Origin of the sequence: Polaromonas sp., assembly GCF_039932935.1 — a bacterium.
Lineage (GTDB): Bacteria > Pseudomonadota > Gammaproteobacteria > Burkholderiales > Burkholderiaceae_C > Polaromonas.
This window is the reverse complement of the sequence record NZ_JBDTPB010000118.1, coordinates 1-26302: the sequence shown is the minus strand read 5'-3', so window position 1 is coordinate 26302 and position 26302 is coordinate 1. Positions and strand designations below refer to the sequence as shown.

General features: G+C 62.9%; 29 protein-coding genes. 18 read left to right on the top strand and 11 right to left on the bottom strand.

What is annotated here, in order from left to right; all coding sequences use genetic code 11:
* Window positions 1-12: 12 nt before the first annotated feature.
* The 3 genes from tsaE (at window position 13) to ABI546_RS18660 (ending at window position 2323) form a co-directional block, all read left to right on the top strand.
* Entirely contained in the window at window positions 13-531 is a 519-nt protein-coding gene (tsaE, locus tag ABI546_RS18670) for a tRNA (adenosine(37)-N6)-threonylcarbamoyltransferase complex ATPase subunit type 1 TsaE (protein ID WP_348048995.1), read from the top strand.
* The gene (locus ABI546_RS18665) at window positions 528-1898 is read left to right on the top strand and encodes an N-acetylmuramoyl-L-alanine amidase (protein WP_348048993.1); all 1371 of its coding nucleotides are present in this window, start codon (window positions 528-530) and stop codon (window positions 1896-1898) included. The genes tsaE and ABI546_RS18665 overlap by 4 nt, the downstream gene beginning before the upstream one ends.
* 209 nt (window positions 1899-2107) lie before the next feature.
* The gene (locus tag ABI546_RS18660; protein WP_348048991.1) at window positions 2108-2323 is read left to right on the top strand and encodes a glycine zipper 2TM domain-containing protein; all 216 of its coding nucleotides are present in this window, start codon (window positions 2108-2110) and stop codon (window positions 2321-2323) included.
* Between the two features lie 48 nt (window positions 2324-2371).
* On the opposite strand, the gene ABI546_RS18655 is transcribed toward ABI546_RS18660, so the two are convergent.
* The 4 genes from ABI546_RS18655 to ABI546_RS18640 form a co-directional block, all read right to left on the bottom strand.
* Complete coding sequence (locus ABI546_RS18655) at window positions 2372-2878, bottom strand: aromatic-ring-hydroxylating dioxygenase subunit beta (protein ID WP_348048989.1); 507 nt, start codon at window positions 2876-2878, stop codon at window positions 2372-2374.
* Window positions 2875-4209 carry an aromatic ring-hydroxylating dioxygenase subunit alpha gene (locus tag ABI546_RS18650; protein ID WP_348048987.1) on the bottom strand — a complete coding sequence of 445 codons (1335 nt, stop codon included), beginning with the start codon at window positions 4207-4209 and terminating at the stop codon, window positions 2875-2877. Before ABI546_RS18650 ends, ABI546_RS18655 begins: the two co-directional genes overlap by 4 nt.
* Before the next feature lie 119 nt (window positions 4210-4328).
* Window positions 4329-4988: a DedA family protein gene (locus ABI546_RS18645; protein WP_348048985.1), complete on the bottom strand. Its 660-nt coding sequence runs from the start codon at window positions 4986-4988 to the stop codon at window positions 4329-4331.
* Between the two features lie 17 nt (window positions 4989-5005).
* Complete coding sequence (locus ABI546_RS18640) at window positions 5006-5668, bottom strand: hypothetical protein (RefSeq protein ID WP_348048983.1); 663 nt, start codon at window positions 5666-5668, stop codon at window positions 5006-5008.
* A gap of 121 nt (window positions 5669-5789) precedes the next feature.
* Here ABI546_RS18640 and mutL point away from each other — a divergent pair, with 121 nt between their 5' ends.
* The 7 genes from mutL to ABI546_RS18605 all read left to right on the top strand — a co-directional run bounded on the left by mutL (window position 5790) and on the right by ABI546_RS18605 (window position 13442).
* Window positions 5790-7727 carry a DNA mismatch repair endonuclease MutL gene (mutL, locus tag ABI546_RS18635; RefSeq protein ID WP_348048981.1) on the top strand — a complete coding sequence of 646 codons (1938 nt, stop codon included), beginning with the start codon at window positions 5790-5792 and terminating at the stop codon, window positions 7725-7727.
* A gap of 32 nt (window positions 7728-7759) precedes the next feature.
* Complete coding sequence (locus tag ABI546_RS18630) at window positions 7760-8608, top strand: alpha/beta fold hydrolase (RefSeq protein ID WP_348048979.1); 849 nt, start codon at window positions 7760-7762, stop codon at window positions 8606-8608.
* Between the two features lie 188 nt (window positions 8609-8796).
* Window positions 8797-10128 carry an ammonium transporter gene (locus ABI546_RS18625; RefSeq protein ID WP_348048977.1) on the top strand — a complete coding sequence of 444 codons (1332 nt, stop codon included), beginning with the start codon at window positions 8797-8799 and terminating at the stop codon, window positions 10126-10128.
* A gap of 24 nt (window positions 10129-10152) precedes the next feature.
* On the top strand, window positions 10153-10515 hold the full coding sequence (locus ABI546_RS18620; protein ID WP_348048975.1) for a hypothetical protein: 363 nt from the start codon (window positions 10153-10155) through the stop codon (window positions 10513-10515).
* A gap of 53 nt (window positions 10516-10568) precedes the next feature.
* A complete protein-coding gene (locus tag ABI546_RS18615; RefSeq protein WP_348048973.1) occupies window positions 10569-11810 on the top strand; it encodes a multidrug effflux MFS transporter in 1242 nt (413 codons plus the stop codon).
* On the top strand, window positions 11788-12798 hold the full coding sequence (miaA, locus tag ABI546_RS18610) for a tRNA (adenosine(37)-N6)-dimethylallyltransferase MiaA (RefSeq protein ID WP_348048971.1): 1011 nt from the start codon (window positions 11788-11790) through the stop codon (window positions 12796-12798). The genes ABI546_RS18615 and miaA overlap by 23 nt, the downstream gene beginning before the upstream one ends.
* Window positions 12795-13442 (top strand): ABC transporter ATP-binding protein, encoded by a 648-nt coding sequence (locus ABI546_RS18605; protein WP_348048969.1) that lies wholly within the window; start codon window positions 12795-12797, stop codon window positions 13440-13442. Before miaA ends, ABI546_RS18605 begins: the two co-directional genes overlap by 4 nt.
* 16 nt (window positions 13443-13458) lie before the next feature.
* On the opposite strand, the gene ABI546_RS18600 is transcribed toward ABI546_RS18605, so the two are convergent.
* Window positions 13459-14430: a threo-3-hydroxy-L-aspartate ammonia-lyase gene (locus tag ABI546_RS18600; RefSeq protein ID WP_348048967.1), complete on the bottom strand. Its 972-nt coding sequence runs from the start codon at window positions 14428-14430 to the stop codon at window positions 13459-13461.
* Window positions 14431-14681: 251 nt separating this feature from the next.
* Between ABI546_RS18600 and ABI546_RS18595 the strand changes: the two genes are divergently transcribed.
* The 4 genes from ABI546_RS18595 (at window position 14682) to ABI546_RS18580 (ending at window position 18999) form a co-directional block, all read left to right on the top strand.
* A complete protein-coding gene (locus tag ABI546_RS18595; protein WP_348048965.1) occupies window positions 14682-17318 on the top strand; it encodes an ABC transporter permease in 2637 nt (878 codons plus the stop codon).
* A gap of 234 nt (window positions 17319-17552) precedes the next feature.
* Window positions 17553-18005: a hypothetical protein gene (locus ABI546_RS18590; protein ID WP_348048963.1), complete on the top strand. Its 453-nt coding sequence runs from the start codon at window positions 17553-17555 to the stop codon at window positions 18003-18005.
* A 34-nt stretch (window positions 18006-18039) separates the two neighbouring features.
* On the top strand, window positions 18040-18612 hold the full coding sequence (locus ABI546_RS18585) for a diguanylate cyclase (protein WP_348048961.1): 573 nt from the start codon (window positions 18040-18042) through the stop codon (window positions 18610-18612).
* 159 nt (window positions 18613-18771) lie between these two features.
* Window positions 18772-18999, top strand: a complete 228-nt coding sequence (locus ABI546_RS18580) for a hypothetical protein (protein ID WP_348048959.1) — start codon at window positions 18772-18774, stop codon at window positions 18997-18999.
* Between the two features lie 11 nt (window positions 19000-19010).
* Here ABI546_RS18580 and ABI546_RS18575 read toward each other — a convergent pair whose 3' ends face one another.
* Window positions 19011-19916, bottom strand: coding sequence for a LysR family transcriptional regulator (locus tag ABI546_RS18575; RefSeq protein WP_348048958.1), 906 nt, complete (start codon window positions 19914-19916; stop codon window positions 19011-19013).
* A gap of 83 nt (window positions 19917-19999) precedes the next feature.
* Here ABI546_RS18575 and ABI546_RS18570 point away from each other — a divergent pair, with 83 nt between their 5' ends.
* Window positions 20000-20422, top strand: a complete 423-nt coding sequence (locus ABI546_RS18570) for a DoxX family protein (protein WP_348048956.1) — start codon at window positions 20000-20002, stop codon at window positions 20420-20422.
* Between the two features lie 20 nt (window positions 20423-20442).
* Window positions 20443-21105, top strand: coding sequence for a glutathione S-transferase family protein (locus tag ABI546_RS18565; RefSeq protein WP_348048954.1), 663 nt, complete (start codon window positions 20443-20445; stop codon window positions 21103-21105).
* Between the two features lie 72 nt (window positions 21106-21177).
* On the opposite strand, the gene ABI546_RS18560 is transcribed toward ABI546_RS18565, so the two are convergent.
* The gene (locus ABI546_RS18560) at window positions 21178-21870 is read right to left on the bottom strand and encodes an IclR family transcriptional regulator C-terminal domain-containing protein (protein ID WP_348048952.1); all 693 of its coding nucleotides are present in this window, start codon (window positions 21868-21870) and stop codon (window positions 21178-21180) included.
* A 215-nt stretch (window positions 21871-22085) separates the two neighbouring features.
* Here ABI546_RS18560 and ABI546_RS18555 point away from each other — a divergent pair, with 215 nt between their 5' ends.
* A complete protein-coding gene (locus tag ABI546_RS18555; RefSeq protein WP_348048950.1) occupies window positions 22086-23057 on the top strand; it encodes a tripartite tricarboxylate transporter substrate binding protein in 972 nt (323 codons plus the stop codon).
* A 43-nt stretch (window positions 23058-23100) separates the two neighbouring features.
* Window positions 23101-24345, top strand: a complete 1245-nt coding sequence (locus tag ABI546_RS18550; RefSeq protein WP_348048948.1) for an alpha-hydroxy acid oxidase — start codon at window positions 23101-23103, stop codon at window positions 24343-24345.
* Window positions 24346-24563: 218 nt separating this feature from the next.
* Here the strand turns inward: ABI546_RS18550 and ABI546_RS18545 are convergent, their stop codons facing one another.
* From ABI546_RS18545 to ABI546_RS18530, 4 genes are all read right to left on the bottom strand, one after another.
* Window positions 24564-24824, bottom strand: coding sequence for a DUF6500 family protein (locus tag ABI546_RS18545; protein ID WP_348048946.1), 261 nt, complete (start codon window positions 24822-24824; stop codon window positions 24564-24566).
* 204 nt (window positions 24825-25028) lie between these two features.
* Window positions 25029-25520, bottom strand: a complete 492-nt coding sequence (locus ABI546_RS18540) for a DUF2199 domain-containing protein (RefSeq protein ID WP_348048945.1) — start codon at window positions 25518-25520, stop codon at window positions 25029-25031.
* Between the two features lie 111 nt (window positions 25521-25631).
* Window positions 25632-25787, bottom strand: a complete 156-nt coding sequence (locus ABI546_RS18535) for a hypothetical protein (protein ID WP_348048943.1) — start codon at window positions 25785-25787, stop codon at window positions 25632-25634.
* A 132-nt stretch (window positions 25788-25919) separates the two neighbouring features.
* Window positions 25920-26302: DUF6228 family protein (locus ABI546_RS18530; protein WP_348048941.1), on the bottom strand; the 383-nt coding region annotated here is incomplete at its 5' end.

Below are 26302 nucleotides of genomic sequence, written 5' to 3'. Positions count from 1 at the left end.
AGAAACGAATTGATGACTGTTCAAGGAATTGCTGGCGGGCACCCGCCGATTGTAAAAAACATTGCCTGGCCCGACGAGGCAGCTACGGCAATGTTTGCAGAGGCGCTGGCCCGCCATCCCGCTATCGGTCGCTCACTCATCGAGCTACAGGGCGACCTCGGCGCTGGCAAGACCACCTTTGTGCGCCACTTGCTCAAGAGCCTGGGCGTCGAAGGCCGCATCAAAAGCCCCACTTACGCAGTCGTGGAGCCCTACACCCTGGCGAAAAATGGCCCCGAGACAGGCCAGAATGCAGGCATGAACATCTGGCACTTCGACTTCTACCGTTTCAACGACCCGCGCGAGTGGGAAGAAGCCGGGTTTCGCGATATTTTTGCCAGCACGGGCCTCAAACTGGTGGAGTGGCCGGAAAAAGCCGGACCCCATCTTCCGCAGCCCGACCTGCTCTTGCACCTCGAAGTCCTGCCGGACGACGGCCGCGCCGTCACCCTCATGGCCTACACGCCCACAGGCGCGGAGCTGCTGGCATGAAGCGTCAGCCCATAACCCGCCGAAATGTCCTTCAACTGGGCAGCGTGGTATTGCTGCTGGGCGTGCAGCACATCGCACGCGGCGCCACCATTGTGGCGGTGCGTGTGTGGCCGTCCAAAGACTACACACGGCTCACCATCGAGTCGGACGGTGAAATCAAAGCGCGGCAGTTTTTTATTGCCGAACCGCCACGCCTGGCTGTGGACATCGAAGGCATTGACCTGATTCCCGCGCTGCGCGAGCTGGTGGCCAAGGTGAAGTCAGACGACCCCAATATCGCGGGCATTCGCGTGGGGCAGAACGCGCCCGGCGTGGTGCGGCTGGTCATCGACCTCAAGCAGCCCATACAGCCGCAGGTGTTCACCCTGCCGCCCGTTGCGGCCTATCAGTACCGGCTGGTGTTTGATTTGTACCCGACACAGGTGGCTGATCCGCTGGAGGCCCTGATCGCCGAAAAACTGGCGGACAGGCACGCCGCAACGGACAGCGACCCGATTGCCGATCTGATCGCAAAGCAGTCAGGCAAGCCAGCCGACAGCAAGCCACCGCCAGCGGTTGTCGCCGAAAAGGGCAAGGACAAGGCTCCCGAGCATGCAGGTAATCCGGGGAGCGCCAAACCCGTGCCCGAGGCAGCGCCCACCGCAAAGAACAAAACCGACCGCCTCGTGATCGTGGCACTGGATCCGGGCCACGGCGGCGAGGATCCGGGCGCCGTCGGCCCCGGCGGCACACGTGAGAAAGACGTGGTTCTGCAGATCGCACACCGCCTGCGCGACCGCATCAACCAGCAACCCAATATGCGCGCCTACCTCACGCGTGACGCCGACTTTTTTGTGCCGCTGCATGTGCGCGTACAGAAGGCACGGCGCGTGCAGGCCGACCTTTTCATCAGCATTCATGCCGACGCATTTTTTACGGCGCGGCCGCAAGGCGCCAGCGTCTTCGCACTCAGTGAAAAAGGCGCTTCCAGCAGCGCCGCACGCTGGATCGCCGACAAGGAAAACTCCGCCGACCTGGTGGGTGGTATCAATGTGAAGGCCAAAGACGCGCAAGTGCAAAAAGCGCTTCTGGACATGAGCACCACGGCGCAAATTAACGACAGCATGAAGCTCGGCAGCGCCATGCTCGGCGAAATCGGCAACGTCGGCAAACTACACAAACCCAAAGTGGAGCAAGCCGGTTTCGCGGTGCTCAAGGCGCCCGACATTCCAAGCGTACTGGTCGAAACCGCGTTCATCAGCAACCCTGACGAAGAAGCCAAACTTCGCAGCGACGCATACCAGGTGCAGCTGGCCGACGCGCTGATGCGCGGCATCGCGCGCTACTTCGCCAAGAACCCGCCGCTGGCGCGCAACCGGGCCGTGTAAGTCGCGCCTGCGCACGCGGGCATGGGGCGCCGCGGGCAGAAAAACACTGCCCCGAAAGGCCGTAGCGAGACGACAATCCACACCGGTCTTCTCCTACACCTCCTGCACGGGTGGCTCTTCTACATTGAATTTACAGGCGACGCCATGGCCCCGTCATCACGATGCAAGGTCAGCAGCAACGCCTGAAACACTTAGCAAAGGTGGACAACATGAAGACCAAACTGATGATGTCAGCAATAGCAGCAACGGCCTTGATCGGCTTGGCGGGCTGTGGAACCAGCCCAACCAATGCGCAGATCGGAACAGGCGTAGGCGCTGTTGCCGGTGGTGTGGTGGGTAATGCCGTCTTCGGCAGCACGTTGGGTACGGTGGGCGGCGCCGCAGCAGGTGCACTGATCGGCAACGAGGTTGGTAAGCGGCGCTAACAAGACACGCCACTCCTTACGATACCTGCATCACCTGACCCGTATGAGTTAAACCGGGTAAATCAGCGAGTTCAAGATCATCTCGCTGTCATACACACAAAGACGGCTCCTGAATTTCAGGAGGCCGTCTTTTTTAATGACCTGGTCAACGTAGCGGCCCACGTTGTAGACCTCGCTCACGCCGCCGGGCTTGGTGCGAAAGACCGCGTAATTTGCTTCGCAGTTGATCAACTCACCTTCCGGCTCTTCTGCGTGCGACACAATGCGCGCCGGACTGATCACGTGCCGCGTGTAATACGGGCCGTGGTAGATCGTCTGCGTGACGCCATACACCCGGTCTTTCATCATGCCCCGGCTTTCCAGCGCCATCAGAGCCAGGGGCAGGCCACGGTCAAAGTTCTCGCGAGCCTGCACCTTGTAATGGCCCTCTTCCACAAAAAATTCGGGCCACTCATCAAAGCGTTTTTCATCGAGTGCCGATGCATAGGCGGCGTTGAGTTGATCCACCTCTTGTTGCAGGATCAGGCGTTGCAGCCCTTGTTCGCTTTGCGTCATAGCCCCATGACCTTTTTCCAATAGGCATACATGCTGCGGATCAGCGTTTCAGTCACCATATGCTCTGTCATTTCGGTGCCCGTGCCGCCCAGTTCGCACAGTGTCGAGCCGCTGTCGCCAGCCTGCGTAAAGCCGGCCTGGCTGAACTCAATCACCTCACCGTCATCGGCGCTGACAAAGCCGGCCGGGCCAAACAGGTTGGCCTGGCGCAGGCGGCGCTGCGTCATTTCAGGCGTGTCGTCGGCAAAGCCGAAGTGCGTCCAGATGAAATCAAACTCGCCCTGCCCGCGCGGCACGATGTGGCGGGTGCTCAGCGAATTGACCTGCTGCTGAATGATCAGGCTGGGGAACAGCGTGATCATGGTGACAGTGGGCATGATGTCGCTGCCCGGACTGGAAGGATCTGCCATCTTCCACCAGGGCTCGGGCACCACGTCCAGCAGGCGGTCGTCGTGAAGCGCCATGTTGGCCTTGAAAGATGTCACCCCCTCCGTCACGGCGGCATTTTGCCCGCCTTCGTTGCGGCGCGAGATCATTACCGCGTGGCGGCCTTCGCCGTCCATCACCATGCGGCTTTTCTGGTCGGCCCGCCAGAGGCCGAAGGTGACAAACCAGGTGTGCAGCAAACCTGGGTGATAAGGGTCCTTGATGTTTTCCATCATCAGCTTCCAGTTGCCCGGAATGCGTTGACGGTTGTAGCCCAGCAGGGTCAGCTTGCGTGCCCCTTCGGGGCCCTTGAAGATGCGGTCCAGCCAGGGCATGATCTGCGGGCCCAGATAGTCCTCCAGCGGCTCGGTGTCCTCACTGAACGTGGCGAACACCAGGCCGTGCAGCAAGGCCACGCGCAGCTTGGTCAGCCCGTGGTCTTTGAGGTCAAAGCCCTCGGGCATGCCGCCGTTGACGCACTCACCCTCTTTCACGCCATCCTTGAAGGGCAGCCCGGCGAGGTCGCCATTGAGCTTGTAAGTCCACTGGTGATAAGGGCACACAAAACTGCGTGCATTGCCTTGCGGCTGCTGGCAAAAGCGCACGCCCCGGTGAGCGCAGCGGTTTTCGACCACGCGTATGCCGTGATCCGTGGCGCGGTCCTTGGGCGCGATGCGGTCGCGCACCATCAGCACCTGCCGTTCGCCAACATGGCTGAGCTTGTAGTCGCCAACGTTGGGAATCTCAGCCTCGAGCCCCACATAGCACCAATGCGCGCCGTAGAAGATTTTCTCCAGCTCACGCTGGTAGATCTGGGCGTCGGTGTACGCCCAGAAAGGGACACGGCTGGAGCCCGGCTGGGTCCAGCGAGAGAGTTGGGTGCTTGAAAGGGGCGGCGCGTTCATGGGTCCTCGCACAGGAAATGGGGTGCGGGATAAATAATACGCTTACTTATTAATTTCCGGCTACCGGGTTTTACCCAACCCGGCGCAGGCCTCTGTGGCCAGCCTTCTTTCGGCGAATTTCAGACTGAAGAAGCAGAAGACATCGCCTTGCGCCTGGCCTTCCAGGCGCCAAAAATGACAATGAGGCCGGGAACCAGAATCATGGCCCAGATGATTTTGTCCAGGTGGGTTTTGACAAAGGGAATGTTGCCGAAAAAGTAACCCACCGTCACGATACCGCCCACCCACAGCGCCCCACCCGCCAGGTTGAACAGCGTGAACTTGCTGCGCGTCATGTCCGACACGCCCGCCACGAAGGGGGCGAAGGTGCGAAGAAACGGCATGAAACGCGCCGCAATGATGGTGATGCCGCCATAGCGCTCGTAAAACGCATGGGCCTGGTCAAAGGCCTTTTTGTTGAACCAGCGCGAGTTTTCCCACTGAAACACTTTCGGCCCGATGGCGCGCCCTATCGAGTAGTTGCACTGGTCGCCCAGTACAGCGGCCACAAACAACAACGCGACCGCGACCGGAAAATTCATGAGGCCGACGCCGCACATCGCCCCCACCACAAACAGCAGCGAGTCGCCCGGCAAGAAGGGCATGACGACCACGCCGGTTTCCACAAAAATAATGATGAACAACAAGGCGTAGACCCAGGCACCGTAACTGGTGACAAAGGCCTCCAGATGCTTGTCGACGTGAAGGATGAAATCAAGGAGAAAGGTGGCGAGTTCCATGCGGCAATTTTGACAGGTCAGTTGGCGCCGACGCGCGTCATCACATGCGTCAGGCCCTTTCCGGGAACATAGATGTAGCCATAGTTGATGCCGCGGTTGCTGCCGTAGGTGTATTGCATGGCACCGGCAACACCCTCATACGTGCACGACAGTTTGTCGATCTGCAGGTAGGTGATATCGACACGCGGGCCGCGCGGCGACTCGTACACAGTGGTATAGCTGCGCTTTTGGCCTTGAGCCCACATGCCGATCGGGTATTTTCCTTCGTTGGTGATGTTGCCGGAGCGCTGGTCGTAAACACGGCCCATGGCCGTGCGATCAGGCGTCATGGCGTAGCGTTCGTTAGCACGCGGCACCTTGCGCTCGTAGACCTGGTAAACAGTTCCCCCCTGGCCCTGCCACTCCACGGGGCCCTTCAATGCCACATCGCCCCCGCCCAGCTTGCCTCCGGGCAACTCGTCAATGAATGGGTACACACGGTCAACCGGCACCATCGTCAATTCATGGGTGGCAGGTAGCGGACTGCCGGTCAAAAGCTCAATCGGCAAAAACCGCTCTTTCACGCTTTCGTCATGCGCGCACACCGGCACGCCGGCTGCCGCAGGCGTTTGGGCCCGTGCTCCAACGCCGGAAAAAAAAGCAAGGCTGGCGAGCAACACCACGAAAATACGACGGTTCATGCGAACTCCATTGAATAATGGGAAATAACCCGGATCACGCCAGCATGGCGTTCAACAGGGCGAATCCACAGTTTACTGAAGCGCCAGCGGCGGTTCCACCCCTCCCATAAAATCAGCTGCAATGACCGCCTTGACCCTTCCTGCCACCCGTCGCCCCATTCGCGAACTCCCCGACGAACTGATTAGCCAGATTGCGGCCGGCGAAGTGGTGGAGCGTCCAGCCTCGGTGGTGCGCGAGTTGGTCGACAACGCGCTCGATGCGGGCGCTTCCATGGTCACGGTGCGGCTGCTGGCAGGCGGCGTTCGCCTCATTCTGGTGGAAGACGACGGCTCCGGCATTCCGCGCGAAGAGCTGCCGGTGGCGTTACGGCGCCATGCGACCAGCAAGATCGCTTCGCTGCAAGATCTGGAGGCCGTGGGCACCATGGGCTTTCGCGGTGAAGCGTTGGCGGCCATCAACTCGATTGCGGACATGAGCCTGCTGTCGAGAACCGCCGACGACGAACACGCGTGGCAGCTCGACGGGCGCACTGGCGAACTCAAGCCGGCGCCCCGCAGCCGCGGCACCAGTGTGGAAGTGCGCGAACTGTTTTACGCCACGCCGGCCCGCCGCAAATTTTTAAAGACCGATGCCACCGAACTGGCCCATTGCATTGAGGCCGTGCGCCGCCATGCATTGGTGCGGCCCGATGTGGGTTTTGCCATCTGGCACGAGGGCAAGCTAGTTGAGCAGTGGCGCGCAGCCACAGGCGACAACGCCCACCAGCAACGCCTGGCCGACGTGCTGGGCAGCGATTTTGTCGAGCAATCGGTTGCGGTCAGCTACGAAAGCAGTGCCCGCCGCCCCGACGGGCTCCCGGCCGTGCGTGTGTGGGGCGTGGCCGGTATTCCAGACGCGGCCCGTTCGCGCGCCGACCAGCAATTCGCCTACGTCAACGGCCGCTATGTACGCGACAAAGTATTGACTCACGCAGCGCGCAGCGCCTATGAAGACGTGTTGCACGGCCACCGCCAGCCCGTCTATGCGCTGTATATCGAGATCGATCCGTCCCGCGTGGACGTGAACGTGCACCCGACCAAGATCGAGGTGCGATTTCGCGACAGCCGCGAGGTGCACCAGGCTGTGCGCCACGCGACAGAGAACGCACTGGCGGTCCCACGCTCGGCCGCGGCAGCCCTTGACGCCGGCGCGGCGGCGCCCAGCGATATTTCACAGTCAAATACGGCTTTTGCCCAGCAGGGATGGGCGCAACCAGCTATTAATTTTGTAGCAAACGGCGGCAGCCGGGTTTCGGACTTCGAGGCCATGTGGCCCGCTCAACCACAGCACCCCCAGCAAGCCGGTGCCAACGGTTTTGCAGCAGGTAGCCGCTTTCCGCCCGCGCCCGCCGGCGCCATGTCGAACAGCGCCGTTGAGGGCAGAGCCAATCCTGGCGAGGCAGCTTTCACGCCCCTTCCCGCCGGCGACTGGCCGCTGGGCCGCGCCATTGCCCAGCTGCAAGGCATTTACGTGCTGGCCGAAAACACCCAGGGCCTGGTCATCGTCGACATGCATGCGGCGCACGAACGCATCGTTTATGAACGCCTGAAAACCCAGATGGACGGTGCCGATGGCGCGAGCATCATCAGCCAGCCGCTGCTGATTCCGGCGACCTTTGCCGCCAGCCCCCAGGAAGTCGCCACGGCCGAGGCCAACGCCCAGGCACTGGCAACGCTGGGCCTGGAAATCACGCCCTTTTCGCCCAAAACCCTGGCGGTGCGTGCCGTGCCCACCAGCCTGGCGCAAGGCGACGCGGTGGAGCTGGCCCGCAGCGTACTCGCCGAACTGGCCCAGCACGACGCCAGCACGGTGATCCAGCGGGCGCAAAACGAGTTGCTGTCGACCATGGCCTGCCACGGCGCGGTGCGAGCCAACCGCAAACTCACGCTCGACGAAATGAACGCGCTGTTGCGCCAGATGGAAGCCACCGAACGGTCTGACCAATGCAACCATGGCCGGCCAACCTGGCGACAGCTCAGTATCAGGGAACTTGACACGCTCTTCATGCGCGGCCGCTGAACTTTTGAGCAGCCCGCGACTCACTCATTTGCATGAAACGCTGGCACCTCTTTACTTCCTTCCTGATGACGCTGGCGTTGCTGGCGGGTTGCGCCACCCTTGACGAAAAGCAGCGGGCCTGGATCTTTCAGCCCAGCGACCGCACCTGGAGCGGCGCGGCCTCCGCCGCAGTGGGGATGGAAGACGTCTGGATTGACTTCAATGCCGGCAGCAGCGAAAAGCCCGTCCGCCTGCACGGCCTGTGGCTCCCCGCAGACCCTGTCCCTGGCAATGCACAGGCCCCCGTGCTGCTTTACCTGCATGGCGCGCGTTACAACGTCAACGGCTCCGCGCCGCGCATGCGCCGCATGCAGGAGCTCGGCTTTTCGGTGCTCGGCATCGACTACCGCGGCTTTGGCAAAAGTACCTACGAACTCCCCTCCGAAGCATCGTCTTACGAGGACGCCCGGGCCGCCTGGGCCTGGCTGGCCAAAAAATACCCCGACCGTCCGCGCTATATCTTCGGCCATTCGCTGGGCGGGCCCATCGCCATCAACCTGGCCACCGAGGTGGGCGATGAAAGCGGCACGATTGTCGAAAGCACCTTTACCTCCATCGCCGATGTGGTGAGCACGTCCCAGTGGGGGTGGATGCCGGTGTCCCTGTTGATCACGCAGCGCTTTGAGGCCGTTCGCAAGGTCGGAAAAATCGGCTCCCCGCTGCTGGTGGTGCATGGCGGCGAGGACCGGCTCATCCTGCCCGACCTGGGCCGCAAGCTTTATGAAGCGGCCGCAGAACCCAAGTTGTTCCTGCTGGTTCCAGGCGGCTCGCATCACAACACCAACCTGGTCGGCCAACCCCAGTACCGCCAGGCGCTGGCGCAGCTGTTTGACCTGAAATAGGGTCCGCCCCACAAGGCAATACGACGCAGCCAAGGCGCTTGGGGTCGGCAGCGCGCAAAAAACAAACCTACTGGCTTAAAAAACACGGAACAATTTCGCACATTGGGTATTTTTTACTTACTCTAAAACTGTAGCCGGATGTAACATTCCCGCTTCACCCGTTTAAAAACAACTTGAGAGGGGAATGTATGCGCCGACTCCCGGTTAACCGCAGCCTGCCTGCCTTCCGCCTGCTGGCGCCCGTCGTGTCACTGATGGCATCCACCTCCCTCCATGCCCAGACCGCCGCGACCGCCGCATTGCCGGCCGCAACCAAGTTCAACGGCGCCGACACCGCCTGGATGCTGATCTCCACCGTGCTGGTGCTGCTGATGACGATTCCCGGCATCATGTTGTTCTACAGCGGCATGATGCGGTCGAAAAACGCCCTCTCCATCGTGGCGCACACCTTCGCCGCCACCACCGTGGTCACGCTGGTATGGGCAGGCATTGCCTATTCGCTCGCCTTCACGCCCGGAAACCCCTGGATCGGCGACATGAGCCGGGCGCTCAGCGAAGGCCTGCTAGGCGCCAAGGTGGGCGCGCACCCGTCCGCCCCCACCGTGCCGGAATCCGCATTTTTCATGTTCCAGCTGGCATTTGCCATCATCACGTTCGCCCTGATCATCGGCGCCACCGTGGAGCGCATGCGCCTGAGCGCGACCATTTTCTTTGCCGCTTTCTGGACGATATTGGTGTATGCCCCCGTGGCGCACTGGATCTGGCAACCTACCGGCTGGCTGGCCAGCATGGGCCACATGGATTTCGCGGGCGGCACAGTGGTGCACATTGCCGCGGGTGCCAGCGGCCTGGTGGCAGCCAAGGTGGTGGGTCCGCGCAAGGGTTTTGGAACCGAGCCCATGGTGCCGCACAACCTGCTCGTGTCGATCATCGGCGCCGGCCTCTTGTGGGCCGGCTGGTTTGGCTTTAACGCGGGTTCGGCCTTTGAAGCAAGCTCACGTGCCGTCGGGGCCTTGCTGGCCACTCAGGTGGCGGCTTGCGTCGGTGCGTTCGTCTGGGGCATGTGTGAGTATGTTCAGCGCGGCAAATTCAGTGTGCTGGGCATGGCAACAGGTGCCATTGCCGGATTGGTGGCCATCACGCCGGCGTCCGGCTATGTGGGTGTCGCCGGTGCGTCGGTGATAGGCTGCATGGCAGGGGTGGGCTGCTTCCTGGCCGTGACCCGCTTCAAGCGGGCCACCGGCATCGACGACTCGCTCGACGTCTTTGCGCTGCATGGCGTGGGCGGCTTCATCGGGACCGTCCTGACGCCGGTCTTCGCCCTCAAGGAAATTGCACCGGTCACGGCCACCGTGCTGACCAACCTCATGGGCGCCTGCGCTGTCGCCGCCTATGCGGGCGTGATGACCTGGTTGATCTTGCTGGTGGTCAAGCCTCTGGCGGGCCTTCGCGTGACTGCGGAAGAAGAAGAGCTCGGGCTGGACCTGGCCCAGCACGGTGAAATGATCTCTGGCGCCTGAGCCGGCCCTTGAGACCTTTAACCCATGCAACTCACCATGACCCCGCCTGACTCCGATCTCATGGCCTACGCGGTGCGGATGGTCATTCCCATGAAGCGGGAGTTCGGCCGGTCCTTGAACGTCCATCAGTTCCTGCACGACCTGCCCTACGCCACGGAAGTCATTCAGGAGGCGCTCAAAAGCAAGGACGAGCGCCTGCGCAGCTATGCCGCGTATGCGCAGTCCAAGATTTTCGGGCCTCGCAGCACTGAACCCTTGTCGCCCAAACTCACCGCAGCGTCCGAATCTTTGCCAGCCGCACCTGCCGTTCCGGCCTCCGCTGAAACCGAAATCAACGAAGACCTGCGCGCCAAAGCCATCGCCCGGTACAAGTCGGGCCTGCGCTGAAACCGGCGGCGCCCGCGCCGCTGCACCCGTGTTTGTCTGATACGCTCAGCCGGATGGATGTTTCCGTTTCAAAGACCGTGGCGCCTGCCATGTCGCCCGGTATGGTCGTGCTGGTCCTGTCCATGCTGCTGGGCATCCAGCCGGTCACCACTGATTTATACCTGCCGGCCCTTCCCGCGCTGACCGAAGGTTTCGGCGCGCCGATGTCGCAAGCGCAGCTCACGCTCAGCGCCTTGCTGCTGGCTTTCGGTACTTCCCAGCTGATCTGGGGCCCACTGTCGGACCGCTTCGGCCGGCGACCGATTTTGCTGTGGGGCCTCACCGCCTACACCCTGGCCTCCATCGGCAGCACACTGGCGCCTTCGATGGTGCTGCTGATCGTCTGGCGCATCGTGCAGGGCGCGGCCATGGGCGCGGTGGTCATGTGCGCGCGCGCCATCGTGCGCGACCTGTACCAGCCGCTCGAAGGCGCCCGCGCCATGTCCAAAGGACTGAGCGGCCTGGGCGTACTGGCCTGCATCAGCGCGCCATTGGGCGGCCTGTTGTCGGAGCTCTTCGGCTGGCGTGTGGCCTTGATGGCACTCGCGGTGTTTGGGGCGGCCACCCTGGCCCTCATCGCGTTGCGGTTTGAAGAAACACTGGCGCAAAAAAACCTGCACGCACTGCAGCCCGCCACGTTGCTGCGCACCTGGGCGCATATTTTTCGCCACCCGACATTCCTGGCTTTTTCGATGCTGACGGCGGCCTCGTACGGCGGCCTCTTCACCTTTCTGGCGACCTCCTCGTTTGTTTTTATCAAGGTGCTGGGCCTGAGCAAAACGCACTACGGCTTCGTCATGTTTTCGATGTGCCTGTTCTACCTCACCGGCACCTTTATCTGCCGCCGCCTGTTGCCGCGCTTTGGCGTGCAACGCTCCGTGGCTGTGGCGGCATGCCTGTCGCTGGCCGGCGGAACACTGATGGGCGTGCTGGCCTGGGCCGGTATCCAGAACGTCTGGGCCATCATGCTGCCCTACTACCTCTTCATGCTCGGCCATGGTGTGCACCAGCCTTGCGGCCAAAGCGGTGCGGTCGGCCCCTTTCCCAAAGCAGCGGGCGCGGCATCGGCCCTGAACGGATTTTTGATGATGGTCGTGGCCTTCGGCATGGGCGGCTGGCTCGGCACCCACATGGACGGCACGGTGAGGCCGCTGACCAACGGCGTGTGGTTCTGGAGTGTGTTGATCGCCGCCACGGCCTGGACGGTGATCCGCAAATACGGAGAACCAGCCCATGAGGCTGCAGCCAGGGCCTGACGTGCGCGCAGGCAACGACACAGCACCGCGCTACCTTGCGCTGGCCGGGCCAACCGCCTCCGGCAAGACCGCCGCCGCCATGGCCATTGCGCAGCAGCATGCGGTGGAAATCATCAGCGTTGACTCGGCGCTGGTCTACCGCGGCATGGACATCGGCACCGCCAAGCCTTCGCCCGCCGAGCTGGCCGCGGTACCGCACCACCTGATCGACATCCGCGACCCCTTGCACGCCTACAGCGCAGCCGAGTTCGTGGCCGACGCAAACCGGCTGATGGAAGACATCCGCGCACGCGGCAAACTGCCGCTGCTGGTGGGCGGCACCATGCTGTACTTCAAGGCGCTGTTCGACGGACTGGACGACATGCCCAAGGCCGACCCGGCCACGCGCGCCCTGATTGCCGAAGAAGCCGCGGCCAAAGGCTGGCCGGCGTTGCACGCCGAACTGGCCCTGGTTGACGCTCCGACGGCTTCCCGGCTCGCACCGAACGACTCGCAGCGCATCTCACGCGCCCTGGAGGTTTTCCGCGTATCGGGCCAACCACTGTCGTTCTTTCACCAGCAAAACGCTACAAAAACCATAGCTGCTGGCGCACAGCCATCAACGGCTGCCGGCCTTATTTACCTTGAACCTGAAGACCGGAGCTGGCTCCACGAACGCATTGCCCAGCGTTTCGACGCCATGCTGGCTGGTGGGTTTGTCGACGAAGTGAAAACCTTGCGCGCGCGTGGCGACCTCACGCCCGACCTGCCTTCGATGCGCTGCGTCGGCTACCGCCAGGCGTGGGAGGCGCTTGATGGCAACTATCCGATGACCGAGCTGCGTGACAAAGGCATTTTTGCCACGCGCCAGCTGGCCAAGCGCCAGATCACCTGGCTGCGCTCCATGCCCCAGCGCCAGGTGGTGGCCTGTGATGCCGCCGATGCGCTGCAACAGGTGCTTGCGTTCGTCAGCTCATTCGTCAGCGCCTATGCGGGCAAAACGCCGTGAGCCTTCAGCTCAGGAACCTCTCCAAACGCTACGGTGCAACCGCCGTGTTCAGCCACGTCTCGCTGGATGTGGCGCCCGGTGAGTTCGTCGCCATCATCGGTGAGTCGGGCGTCGGCAAATCAACACTACTCAACTGCATGGCCGGGCTCGACACCTGGGATGAAGGCACGGTGCTGCTCAATGGCGAAGACCTGGGCGCCATGACTGATGACCAGCGTGCGCTGCTGCGGCGGCGCCACGTGGGTTTTGTCTTTCAGGCATTCCACGTGCTGCCGCACCTGGATGTCGCGCAAAACGTGGCGTTGCCGCTGCTGCTGCTTGACGAGCCCGATGACGCGCGCGTGCAGTCGCTGCTGGACGCGGTTGGGCTTTCGGGCATGGGCGGGCGTTTGCCCCAGCAACTCAGCGGCGGCCAGCTACAGCGCGTGGCGATTGCCCGCGCCCTGGTGCACCGGCCCAGCCTGCTACTGGCCGATGAGCCCACCGGCAACCTGGACCCGACCACGGCGACCAAGGTCATGGATGCGCTGATCGCCCAGACCCGCGAACACGGAGCCTCGCTGGTGCTAGTCACCCATTCCGAAGCGGCTGCAGCCCGCGCTGACCGCCGGCTGCACCTGAGCGCCGACGGGATTCTTCCCTGACCTGCCCCAGACGCCTTCAGCCCTGGGCGAGCAGCTCCGCGTAACGCTTCAAGTCAACATTTCCGCCGCTGACGATGATGCCCACCTTTTCATCAGGGGCCGCCGGGCTGGCCTGCAGCGCCGCGCACGCGCCGGCAAATGCCAGGCAGCCGGTCGGCTCCACCACCATCTTCATGCGTTCGGCAAAGAAGCGCATGGACTCAACCAGCTGCGCATCGCTCACGGTGAGGATGTCATCCACATCGCGCCGGATGATGGCAAAGGTGTACTCGCCGAGGTGCTGGGTCTGCGCGCCGTCGGCAATGGTCTTGGGCGTTTCAATGTGCACGATGCGGCCTGCGCGCAGCGACTGCTGGCCGTCGTTGCCGGCTTCAGGCTCGACGCCGTAGATCTTGCACTGTGGCGCCAGCGCGCGTGCCGAGAGTGCCGAGCCGCTGGTGAGCCCGCCGCCGCCCAGGCACACATAGAGGCGGTCGAGCGGACCGGTTTCGTCGATCAGCTCCTTCGCAGCCGTACCCTGGCCGGCAATCACGTCGGGGTGGTCGTAAGGCGGAATCAGGGTCATGCCGCGCTCCGCGGCAAGGCGCTGCGTCAATGCTTCGCGGTCTTCGGTGAAGCGGTCATACAGCATCACTTCTGCGCCATAGCCCCGCGTGGCGGCCAGCTTGGCAGCGGGGGCATCCTGGGGCATCACGATGACCACGGGCATGCCAAGCAGCCGCGCCGAGAGCGCCATCGCCTGCGCGTGGTTGCCCGATGAGAAAGCGATCGCGCCGGCCCGGCGCTGCGCCGCGTCGAACTTCGACAGCGCATTGAAGGCGCCGCGAAACTTGAACGCGCCCATGCGCTGAAAGTTTTCACATTTGAAAAAGAAACTCGCACCCCAGCGGGCATCGGCGGTGCTGGAGCGCAGCACGGGGGTGCGGTGCGCATGGCCTTCAATCCGCGCGGCAGCGGCAATGACGTCGTCGTAGTTAGGAAGTTGCATGGTGATTCAAGCTTTCATCCGAGTGGAAAAATTCAAAAAATCCGGCAGTGCCTGGAAGAGCGGGAGCTTAAATAATGGCTATCGATCCCTTCGTGGACGAATAGGGGAAAGACAAAGGCAAGGCCAAGGGTAACGAAGACAACGCGTTCCCGACAGAACCAGAAAGCCCCATTCTGTACCGATACAGATGGCCGGTTTGTTGATTTGCCAAAGCGTGATTGCGCCGCGGCGCTGAAAGGCACAATGAGCGCATGCGCGCCCTGCTCTCAAGCTTCTCCTGGCGGGAATTGCAACACCACCCCTGGCGCAACGCCGCCGCCGCGGTGGCCGTGATGCTGGGCGTGGCATTGGCGTTTTCGGTGCAACTCATCAATGCCTCGGCGCTCAGTGAGTTTTCGCAGGCGGTGCGCGCGGTCAATGGCCAGCCCGACCTGGAGCTGCGCGCCGTGCAGGGCAGCTTTGACGAAGCGGTGTACGGGCGCGTGGCCAACCATCCGCAAATCGCGCTGGCCAGCCCGGTGCTGGAAATCAGCACGTACGCGGTTGACGACGCCACGCACACAGCCGGCTCCTCCAGCCCTTCGGGCACCAACGGGCCCCGGCGCCTGCCGCTGCGCATTCTGGGCGTGGATGTACTGGCCGTGGCCGCCGTTGCGCCCTCGCTGATGCCCGTCCCTTCATCCGATGCCGGGCGCTTCGCCTTGTTTGCACCCGGCACGGTATTTTTGAATCCCGCTGCGCGGCAGTCGTTTCAAGCCTCCCGCCTGCGGCTGCAAAGCGGCCTTGAATTGCGCCCCGTGACAGTAGCCGGCAGCGTCGGCGCCGGCGGTGGGCCGCTGGCCGTGATGGACATTGCCGGCGCACAAGATCTTTTCGGCAAGGCCGGGCAACTGTCGCGCATCGACGTCAAGCTGAAGGCCGGCGCTGACACGCGCCGTGTGATTGACTCGCTGCAGCTGCCAGCCAACATCACCGCCACCGCGCCTGGCGACGCAGCCGAGCGCGTCAGCAACCTGTCGCGCGCCTACCGCGTCAACCTCACCGTGCTGGCGCTGGTGGCCTTGTTCACCGGCGCGTTTTTGGTGTTCTCGGTGCTCTCGCTCAGTGTGGCCAAACGTGCACAACAGTTCGCGCTGCTCGGCGTACTGGGCCTGACCGGCCGCGAGCGCCTGCAGCTGGTGCTGGCCGAGTCGCTGCTGCTGGGCCTGGCAGGCAGTGTGCTGGGCATCGCGCTGGGTACCGGCCTGGCCGCGCTGGCATTGCGGCTGCTGGGCGGCGACCTGGGCGGCGGCTATTTTTCGGGTGTTGCACCGGCCCTGCAATGGAACGGCTGGGCTGCGCTCACTTACGGCGCACTGGGGGTGGCCGCCGCCGGTGTGGGTGGCTGGTGGCCCGCGCGTGCGGCGCAGAAATTGCCGCCCGCGCAAACCCTCAAGGGCCTGGGGGCTGCGGCCAATACCGGCAACGGCCACTGGTTCAGTATTATTTTGATAGCTGGTGGCGCCCTGCTGGCGTTGGTTCCACCGCTGTTTGGCATTCCACTGGCAGCCTACGTGTCGGTGGGCATGCTGCTGGTGGGCGGCATCACCGCCCTGCCCTGGCTGATTTCACTCGTCTACAACCGGCTCAGTCCCCGGGTGGCCCACCGGCTGCTGCCCTTGCTGGCCGTGGAGCGCGCACGCCGCGTGCGCGAAAGCGCCGCGGTGGCCGTGAGCGGTGTGGTGGCGTCGCTCAGCCTGGCCGTCGCACTCACCGTCATGGTGAGCAGCTTTCGCGAGTCGGTAACGCACTGGCTCGATGTCGTGTTGCCGGCCGACCTCTATGTGCGCACGGCGTTGGGCACCTCGGCCAGTGACACGGTGTATTTCTCGCCGGAGTTCGTCGCGGCGCTCAGTCGCCTGCCGGGCGTAGCCAAGGTTGGCAGCTTGCGCACCACCCAGCTGCTGCTGGACAGCGCGAAACCCGGCGTCACGCTGATTGCCCGCCCGCTGCAAGACCCGGCCGCAGCGTTGCCGCTGGTGGGCCAGGCGCTGCCGGTGCCGCCCGGGCACATTGGCATCTATGTCAGCGAACCGATGGTGGACCTGTACGGCGCCCGCCCGGGCACGGTTTTTCAGCCTCTTTCACAAGCTTTTACGGCTCTAGCCCAATCAGGACATGCGCCAGCAGCTCCTGATTTAATAGCAAATCGCACCGCTCCTGCTGCGCCCGCGTCTGCCCCGGTGTTTTACGTGGCGGGCGTCTGGCGCGACTATGCGCGCCAGTTTGGCGCCATTGCCATGTCCCAGGCGGACTTTGAACGCCTGACTGGCGACCAACGCGCCAACGACCTCGCGCTGTGGCTGAGCGAAGGCGCAAACGACGACCAGGTGCAGCAGGCCGTGCGCGGCCTTGCCGAGCAACAGTCTGGCGGCGGCGCGTTGCTTGAAATGGCCTCTGTCAGCCAGCTGCGCGCCACGTCGCTGCGGATTTTCGACCGCAGCTTTGCGGTCACCTACTGGCTTCAGGGCGTGGCCATCGCCATTGGCCTCTTTGGCGTGGCCGCCAGCTTCAGTGCCCAGGTGCTGGCGCGGCGCAAGGAGTTCGGCCTGCTGGCGCACTTGGGATTAACACGGCGGCAGATTCTGGCCGTGGTGGCCGGCGAAGGCGCGGCATGGACGCTGATCGGCGCAGTCGCGGGACTGGCCCTGGGCCTCGCGGTGTCGACCGTGCTGGTGTACGTGGTCAACCCCCAAAGCTTTCACTGGACCATGGACCTGATGGTGCCATGGCTGCGCCTGGCGCTTTTGTGCGCCGCCGTCGTGATGGCCGGCACCATCACAGCCTGGCTGGCCGGCCGCGCAGCCGCGGGCAAGGACGCCGTCCTCGCGGTGAAAGAAGACTGGTAAGCCGGTCTCCCTGCTGCACGCTTGCTGCGTTTTTTTACGCAGCATCCGCACGCAGCGCAGCAGCAGGACTGCCCGGGCACGTCCTACAGGCGTGGAGGCGGGTTTCCGACGCCATGAGACCGGTTCCGGGATCACACTGGGTCTTATGTAGTGGCCGCCAGGTGCCCCAGGTCTTGTGCCTAATCCTTGTCACCCACGCCTTGTTTTCACCCATCAAAGTCTGCGGAGAACGCAATGACCACCAACACAAGCCCTCTTGCCGGCGCGAACGCGAAGATGGCGGGCAAGTTCGCGCAGCGCGCTTGCACACGGCCCTCCGATGACCTGCAAATCACGCGCAATGACAACGGCAGCGTGACGCTGGCACTCAAGCAGCCGCTGACCTTGCAAGCCGAAGAGCTGGAAGAACTCGTCACGAGCCTGGCCGGTTTGCGCGCCGACATGGACCCGCCTTACCCGCTGGACTGTCCGCCGCTGAGCGCGCTGGAGCCCAGCTACAGCCCCCGGCATTGGGTGGCGTGCGATCCGCTGACCGGAAAGATTCTGCTGTTCCTGCGGCACCACCTCTTTGGCTGGCTGGGCATTGTGCAAACACCTGAAACGGCCCTCGACATGCTGAAGTCGGTGGCTGTGGAAATGAAGAACCTGGAGTTGTCCGATCGCGATCCGCAGCGCGGGCTCCACTGACCGCCCACCGCAACGCGACTGCCGCATCACATCCATGCAGGAGCCTATCCGCTTCATTCTCCTGTACATCGTGATGCCAGGCTGGCTTGCAGCCGGGCTGGCGGACTGGGCTTGCCACCGGCGCAGCGACATCGCACACACCAGCGGAACCAAGGAATCGCTGCTGCACCTGCTGATGATTGGCCAGGTCGGCGTCGGCGTGTTGGCGGCCCTTTTCCTGCGGATCAATTCGGCCGTGTTGTTGCTACTGCTGGTACTGCTGCTAGGCCATGCGCTTACAAGCCACTGGGACTTGCACTACGCCGCGCGCCGCCGGCATGTCAGCGCCATGGAGCAAAGCATTCATGCCTATCTAGAAGGCTTCCCGCTGGCGGCCTACGCGCTGCTAATGGCTTCGCATTGGTCCCAATTTTCGGCCATTTTCGGTGCGGACGGCACAGCGCCCGACTGGACATGGCGCCTCAAGGAAGATCCATTGCCGGCGTATCAAACGGCACTTCTCCTGCTGGGGTCTTTGTGCCTTGGGCTGGCCCCTTTTGCCGAGGAGCTTTACCGCAGCCTGCGTGCTGCACCGAAGGCACGAGTCCCGTTGAAACCGCGCTTGTAGCAGGGGCGGTCAGCGGGGAATTAGTTTTCTCCAATGCCCACCGCCGCTTCAACAGGCGTTTTCGTTTGCTTACGCAAAATCACGTTTCTGACGCGCATTTGTCATCACAGCCTCGGGATGAACTCCTACCATGGTGGCTTCATCAGAGAGGGCTGCACCATGGCATCCGTTAAAGCACCGCCGCATGATTACCGCATTGAAAACATCGACCCGACCGGACGCAGCCTGCTGCCGCCGAGCTCGAATCATTTGTTTGCGGACTACTCGCTGGCTGTGGCCGTCGCTGTCAAAAGCGTGGCCGACCCGACGCGGCAGGAAGTGCGCGTTGTGCACATTCCCAGCGGCGAAGTCGTCTTCAGGACTTCCGGCGCAAGCCAGGCGTTTTGAAGGCGCATGCGTCAGTCCAGCTTGATGCTGGCGGCAAAATGGTCGTAGACCACGGAGATTCTGCGCAGGTGGCGCGACTCCGCATGCGCCAGCAACCACAGGTCTGACTCACAGTCAGCCAGGGTGTCACCCAACGGCACCAGCCCGGGCTCCGCCGCCAGCATGAAGCGCGGCACAATGCCCACCCCCAACCCCGCCTTGATCGCATCCATCACCGCCACAATGCCGTCCGCGTAGTGGCGGGGCGTCACCTTGGGCAATTGCTTGCGCCGCCACAGCACCGACGGATGCTCAGGCAACGACTCGTCGGGCGCTATCCAGTCCAAGCCAGCCAGCGCGTCAGGCAGTGGTTTCTTGAAGGATGCCGCCCTGACCTGCGCTTTGGAGATGCACACGACAAAGCGCACCGTGCCGAGCTTTCGGCCCACCAGATGGTCGGGCGGTTTGCGCGTTGCACGCAAGGCCAGATCGGCATCGCGCCGGCTCAGGCTGGCCAGCTCATTGCCGGTCCGCAGGTCCAGCCGCAGCAGCGGGTGTTGCACGAGCAGCGGCTTCAGGGAAGGCAGGACCAACCCGCGCAGCACCGCATCGGTCGTCGTGAGGCGCACCAGGCCCGAGACGCCTTCGTGCGGTCCCTGCAGGCTGGCGCGCGCTGTTTCGAGCGCGGCCTCGATACGCTCCGCATGCGGAAGCAATGCCAGCATGGGCTCCGTCGCCAGGTAGCCCAGGCGCGATCTTTCAAATAGCCGCTGGCCCAGGTTTTTCTCGATGCGCTGCACCGAGCGGAACACCGTGGACGCATCCGCACCCAAGCGCCGCGCAGCTTCGGCCAATGTCATGCCGCGTGCCAGCGCCAGCAGGGTTTCAATGTCTGAAGCGGTCAGGGTGTATTGCAATTTCGCAATAGATGTTTTCATGATTGCCAATTTACATTGTGTTTTTGCAATCATAAAGTAGCGACCTCTTCAACGCCACGCCCTTCGCCGGGCTTTACATCATCATGACGACCGACACCTCTGAAAACCTCACCACCCGCCACGGCGCCACGCTGCTGCGTCTGGCCCTTGGCACCATGTGGGTCACCCACGCACTGCTGAAAATCTTTGTCTTTACCCTGCCCGGCACCGCGCAGTTCTTTGAATCGGTCGGCCTGCCCGGGTTCATGGCCTATGTTGTCGTAGCGGTCGAACTGGCTGGTGGCGCCGCGCTGCTGCTGGGCTTTTATGGACGCCAGGTTTCGCTGCTGCTGGCGCCGGTGCTGCTTGTGGTGGTCTGGGTGCACTGGCCCAACGGCTGGGTGTTTACCAGCCCCAAGGGCGGCTGGGAGTACCCGCTTTTCCTGCTGGTGGCCTCGCTCGCCCAGTGGTTGCTGGGCGACGGCGCCTGGGCCGCGCGCCGCAGCCGCCTGCTCGTTCCCCACTGATCCGTGCAGAAAGAACCGCCATGAAGCTCACCCTCATCAGCCACACGCTGTGTCCTTACGTCCAGCGCGCGGCCATCGTGCTGGCCGAAAAAGGCGTTGCCTTCGAGCGCATTGACATCGATCTCGCCAACAAGCCCAACTGGTTCAAGTCCATCTCGCCGCTGGGCAAGACGCCGGTGCTGCAAGTCGACGATGACGCGATTTTTGAATCAGCCGTGATCTGCGAATACCTGGACGACACGCTGCTGCCGCGCCTGCACCCGGCGGATGCCCTCAAGCGCGCACAGCACCGCGCCTGGATGGAGTTCGGCTCTGCCCTGCTCAATACCATCGGCGCGTTCTACAACGCAGCCGATGCGGCATCTTTGGCACGGCATCGCGAAGACATCCGTCACCGGTTTGCCCAGCTCGAGGCGGTGCTGCCCGACCAGGGCCCGTACTTCGCCGGCGCATCTTTCAGCATGGTCGACGCCGTGTTTGGCCCGGTGTTCCGCTATTTCGATGTACTGGACAGCGCAGGTGAAGGCGGCTTCTTTGAGCAATTGCCAAAGGTGCAGGCCTGGCGAGCCGCCCTAGCCGCGCGCCCATCCGTCCAGCAGGCGGTGGGCGGTGGTTATGCCGGGGAGCTGCATCGCTTCTTGCTGGCCCGCGGCTCCGAACTCTCGCGCCGCATCGCTGAGTGATAGTTGAGCGAGCCGCCATCAAGTGGATGGATGCTTTCGGCCAGGCCAGCGCCGCTGTTCTTCAGGCGCGGATCACGGATGCCAAGTCGCCCACAGCGCCGTGGACGGCATCGCGCCGAGCGCCTGCCCGAGCTGCTTTGCCGCCAGAACCGTCGCGGGCGCGTACCGCGCGAGTACCGAAACTGTCAGCCGTTCTACCGGCCCCGCCGTGCTGACGGAGCCCAGCACGGCGCCATGGCGTCCGCGCACGGCAGCTGAGACGCTCGCGATTTTCGAGTTTCGCTCGCCGCGGGTGATGTGGAGACCGCGTCGGCGGATGCGCTCATTGAGGTCGCCCGGCTCGCCCAGCGCGGCCAGGATCACCCGGCCGGCGGATCCGCGGTCCAGCGGAAAGACCTCGCCGGAGCGGATTTGGCTCTGGACACCTGCCGTCCCTTCGCAACGCATCAGGCAGCTGCGCAGGTTGCCTTCAAAGACGAAGAACGAGGCGCTTTCTCCCGTGGCCGCACTCAGCTGGCGCAGGATGGGTTCGATGGCGGCGTCGAGGTCGAACTGCGCCTGGTAGCGGGAGCCCACCCAGCCTGCTGCGGGGCCGAGCCGCCACGCTCCGTCTTCGCGCCTGACGAGGAACCGGGCTGCGGCGAGCGTGCGCGCAAGCCGCAGCACCGTGGGTTTGTGCATGCTGGTACGGCGTGCAAGCTCCGCTAGCGGGAGAAAGAGCTCGTCGCCTTCGAAGGCAGTGAGGATGGCCAGGGCACGTGCCACGGCCGCGACGTTTCCGTCGCCTGGACGCGCCGAATTCCCCGCCGCTCCATCGGCGAGAAGTCGCCTCGGCGTGGCAGGCGGCGGCGTGAACCTGGACTCTTGCGGCATGGTCGGAGTGTATTCCCAAGGCCGCATACCGTTACGTCAGACGTAACGCGTTGCCATGCAGGATCAGCGCCCGGATCATGCCTCCATAAATTAAGGAGACACGTTCCATGACGTACATGTACACGAGCCGTCGTAGCTTCCTCGCCTCGGCGGCAGCATTCGCCGCGCTTGGCGCCCAAGCCCAGGGCGCCTCCTCGGCGCCCATCCGGATGGTGGTTCCATTCGCTGCCGGAGGCGCCACCGACGTCCTCGGGCGCGATCTCGCCAAGGCCATGGGCGCCACCCTGGGGCAGCCTTTTGTCGTCGAGAACGCCGGCGGCGGCGCCGGCGTGCCTGCCGTGCAGAAGGTGACAGGCGCAAAGGCCGATGGCGGCACGCTGCTGTTCGCCGCCTCCGGCAACATTACGGCGCAGCCGCTGCTGCAGAAGCCGCGCGTGGACATCCTGACGCAGCTCACACCGGTGGGGATGATCGCCACGGCGCCGCACGTGCTGGTGGTGGCGGCGAAGATGCCGTTCAAGACGCTCGCGGAGCTGGTTGCCTATGCGAAGGCTCATCCGGGTCAACTCAACTTCGGCTCTGCAGGCGTCGGGGGATTGGCGCACCTGGGCACCGCGCTGTTCGCGCGCGCGGCGCAAGTCGACATCAAACACGTGCCCTACCGCGGTGCCGCGGCGGCGATGACGGACCTTATCTCTGGCCAGATTCACGCGATGTTCGGAACCATGCCCTCCTTCACCGGCATGGTCCAGAACGGCTCGCTGCGCGTCGTCGGCATCACCGCCCCCAGCGCAGCAGCACCGCTTAAGGGTATCCCACTGATATCGAACACCGTTCGGGGCTTCGGCTACAAGAGCTGGAACGCCATCTTCACACCGGTCGGCACGCCCGCACCGATCATCGCGCGGCTCTACGCGGCGATGAAGCAAGCGACGGTCGACCCAGGGGTGGCCAGGCGATTCGAAGAGCAAGGCGTCGACATCGAGCTGGCTGACGCGGCCGAGCTCACCGACATGATCCGCAAGGAGACCGCGCTCTGGGACAAGGTCATCCGCGAAGCCAACATCCACGTCAACTGATCGCCGTATGCCTCAACCTGCCTCTTCCGGGGTGGCCGCCCCCATGGGAACGCGCCTGTCGCCGGGCGCACGCCCGGCCGCGCCGCCTGCCCTGCGGAATTTTCTGTCACTGCAGGATTTCGAGACGGGCGCTCGACGCCACCTGCCGCGGCCACTCTTTGAATACATCGCCGGCGGAGCGGAAGACTCGGTCTCGCTGCACGACAACCGCGCGGCGTTTTCCGAGCTCGGCTTTGTCACTCGGGTGCTCCGCAATGTGTCGGGCCGCAGCCAGGCCATCGATCTTCTCGGGAGGCGCTACGCGTCACCCTTCGGCATCGCGCCTATGGGTATCAGCGCGCTCAGTGCGTACCGCGGCGACCTGGTGCAGGCGCGCGCGGCCGCGGCCGAAGGCGTGCCGATGATCATGAGCGGCTCCTCGCTCATCCCGCTGGAAGAGGTGATCGCCGTGGCCCCCGATACGTGGTTCCAGGCTTACCTGCCCGGCGAGCCCGCCAGGATCGAAGCCTTGATTGATCGCGTCGACCGTGCGGGCGTCAAGACGCTCGTGCTGACGGTGGACACCGCCGTCCTTGCGAATCGCGAGAACAATGTGCGGGCAGGCTTTTCTACTCCCCTGCGACCGGGTTTGCGCCTGGCGTGGGAAGGGCTCACCCACCCGCGCTGGACCATCGGCACCTTCCTGCGGACGATCGTGGTGCACGGCATGCCGCACTTCGAGAATTCGTACGCGACCCGTGGCGCGCCGATCCTCTCGTCACGGGTGGCACGTGACTTCGGCGCCAAGGACCACCTGGACTGGGAGCATCTGGCCCTCATCCGCCGCCAGTGGAAGCGCAGCCTGGTGGTCAAGGGAATCATGAACTCCGAGGACGCGCGCAAGGTGCGGGACATGGGCGCCGACGGCCTGATCGTGTCAAACCACGGCGGCCGCCAGCTCGATGGAACGGTTTCGCCGCTGCGCGCGCTGCCCGAGGTCGTCCGCGCGGTGGGCACCGACTTCCCGGTCATGATGGACAGCGGCATCCGGCGCGGCACGGATGTCCTGAAGGCGCTCGCACTGGGCGCCAGGTTCGTATTTGTGGGCCGCCCGTTCAACTATGCGGCCGCCGTGGCCGGAGAAGAGGGCGTACGCCACGCGATCCGCATCCTGGCCGACGAAGTGCAGCGCGACCTGGGCCTGCTCGGGCTGACCTCCATTGCCGAAGTGCACGGCGCACAGTTGCGCGACCTGGCCTGCAGCTCCGGACGCTCGCGCCGTATTGCGGGGCGTGAAAGTAGAGCCTGATGCAATAAAGCAGAAGGCTGCTTTCGGCCAGCAAGCGACATTCACCGGAGACCTGCAACGACCGGTTGTGGCACAAAGCGGACCCGCAGCTTTAAATTACTTTCTCGAAGAATGCGACCAAAGCGGTCGGTCACCCCACATTACAGCAGCCACTCAAAGCGCCTCACACGGGGGACGTGAGGACGAGGCAAAGGGGTGAGATGCATTTATTGCCACGACTAGGAAATTTCTTGCTCAACCAAACGTTTGATCTTCACCGCTTTCTCGAAGTGATCCAACTGGTGCGTTTGAATCCACCATTTCGCGGCCTCCATTAGGAGTTCAGGATCATCATTCTTGTTGCAGAAGAATGCGTAGAAGGACAAACCGACGTTCGCGCCTTTCTCGCCGATCTTGGTTTCGCAAACGGCAACTATTTTCTGTCTCAAAGTTGAACGCATTTCACTCGGGTCCTGGAGTTTGGTGGAGTTCTGATTCAACTAAAGCTGATGTTGCGAAATAGTCCTGCCGTTTGGCGAAGTTTCATTCACGCATCTTGGACGGACTTAATAGAGCGTCATTGAGCGATTCGTGAGGCCTAACGTAAAAATGACCGGACCACCAACACTTGCGGCGAAGCCGCCTCCTGCTGTTGTGGGTCCGTGTCGATTGAAATGTTAGCCATCTCGGCGCGCCACGAGTGGCTAGGAAAGTAGTTCATGAGCGATCTGATGCCAGCGTTGCAGGGTTATTCCATCATGTTGATCCTGAGATAGCTGGTGCTCAGAAGGTTCGACGGTGAAGTGCGGAACCAGCCCAGGCGCTCGCGATTGAACCGATACCTTCAGGTGAATGGTGCTCGGGTAGACATGAATGGGGCTGCACAGCCATCCAAAGTAAGGCGCATCGGACCCTCGATCTGGGTCTTCCCAACGGTCGCACATGTGGAGAAAGCTCTTCTCGCTCAAGGATGACCAGACGGAAAAGGCGAGCGTCTCCGATTGCCCGATGATTGGTATCTCAATGTGGCCGCGGACGAAAAATTCTCTTCCATCAACGACACATTGATCCTTGGTCAATTCAACACGGTCACTGAACTCGGCCTCGGGCACGAGCGCTCGCCATGGAGCTTCGATTCCGAAGCACAACGGAATGTCGTCATGGTCTTCACCGCAGACTGTGCACTTCCAGGTCATCGAATTCCGTGATGGCTAACGTGCGAAGTATGCGGTTGCCGAAGGCAATCCGCTTGACTGCCGGGTTAGACCTGGACGTGTGAAAGAAAACATACCTTCGCGCTGTACCAATTACGTGTTTTGCTTTTTACCGAAAAATGCTGCACCAATTACTTCTATGAGTGTGGACAGCAAACAAAGCCCTACCGCTGCCTTGGATTGGTCAGTGAAAGCAAGCACCACAGCGAGACAAACTAGCAGCGCAACGCAGATGTGGACAATTTTCATTACAACCCTCCAGAAGTATTTCTAACGTGGAGACCACTGGGGCGCAACCCGTGCCGCGTAGCGGCAGTCTTCGGTTGCGCATCCATGTGGGCCGAAAGGTTAAAACTCGATCTCATCCCAACACATCTTTCACTACGGTTGCCATTTCTTCGAGTTGACCGGCAGTGAGCCAATGCAGACGTTGAGGTGACTGTCGTAGTCTTGACCTTCCAGCTCTACTCGAAGCTTGACATGACCAGTGCTGTCAGTAGATGCCGTGAACTGGATCCGTCGATCCAGATCTTGCCACGACTTTTCGCCCTTCCACCCACGCCACTCTGTAGCCATTGCCGAGAACATACCACTGGGTGAACCGTTGTGGATGGTCGAGGCAGGTGCCCTGCCACTAAACCAAGGTGTTTGAATAGAGACATCGAACTCTGTCTCACCGTCATAACGCCGGGTCACCGACATCGACAGCACAGAACCGTCTTCAGGGGATTTGAAGGATGCAGTATCCACGGCGAGCTCTAACG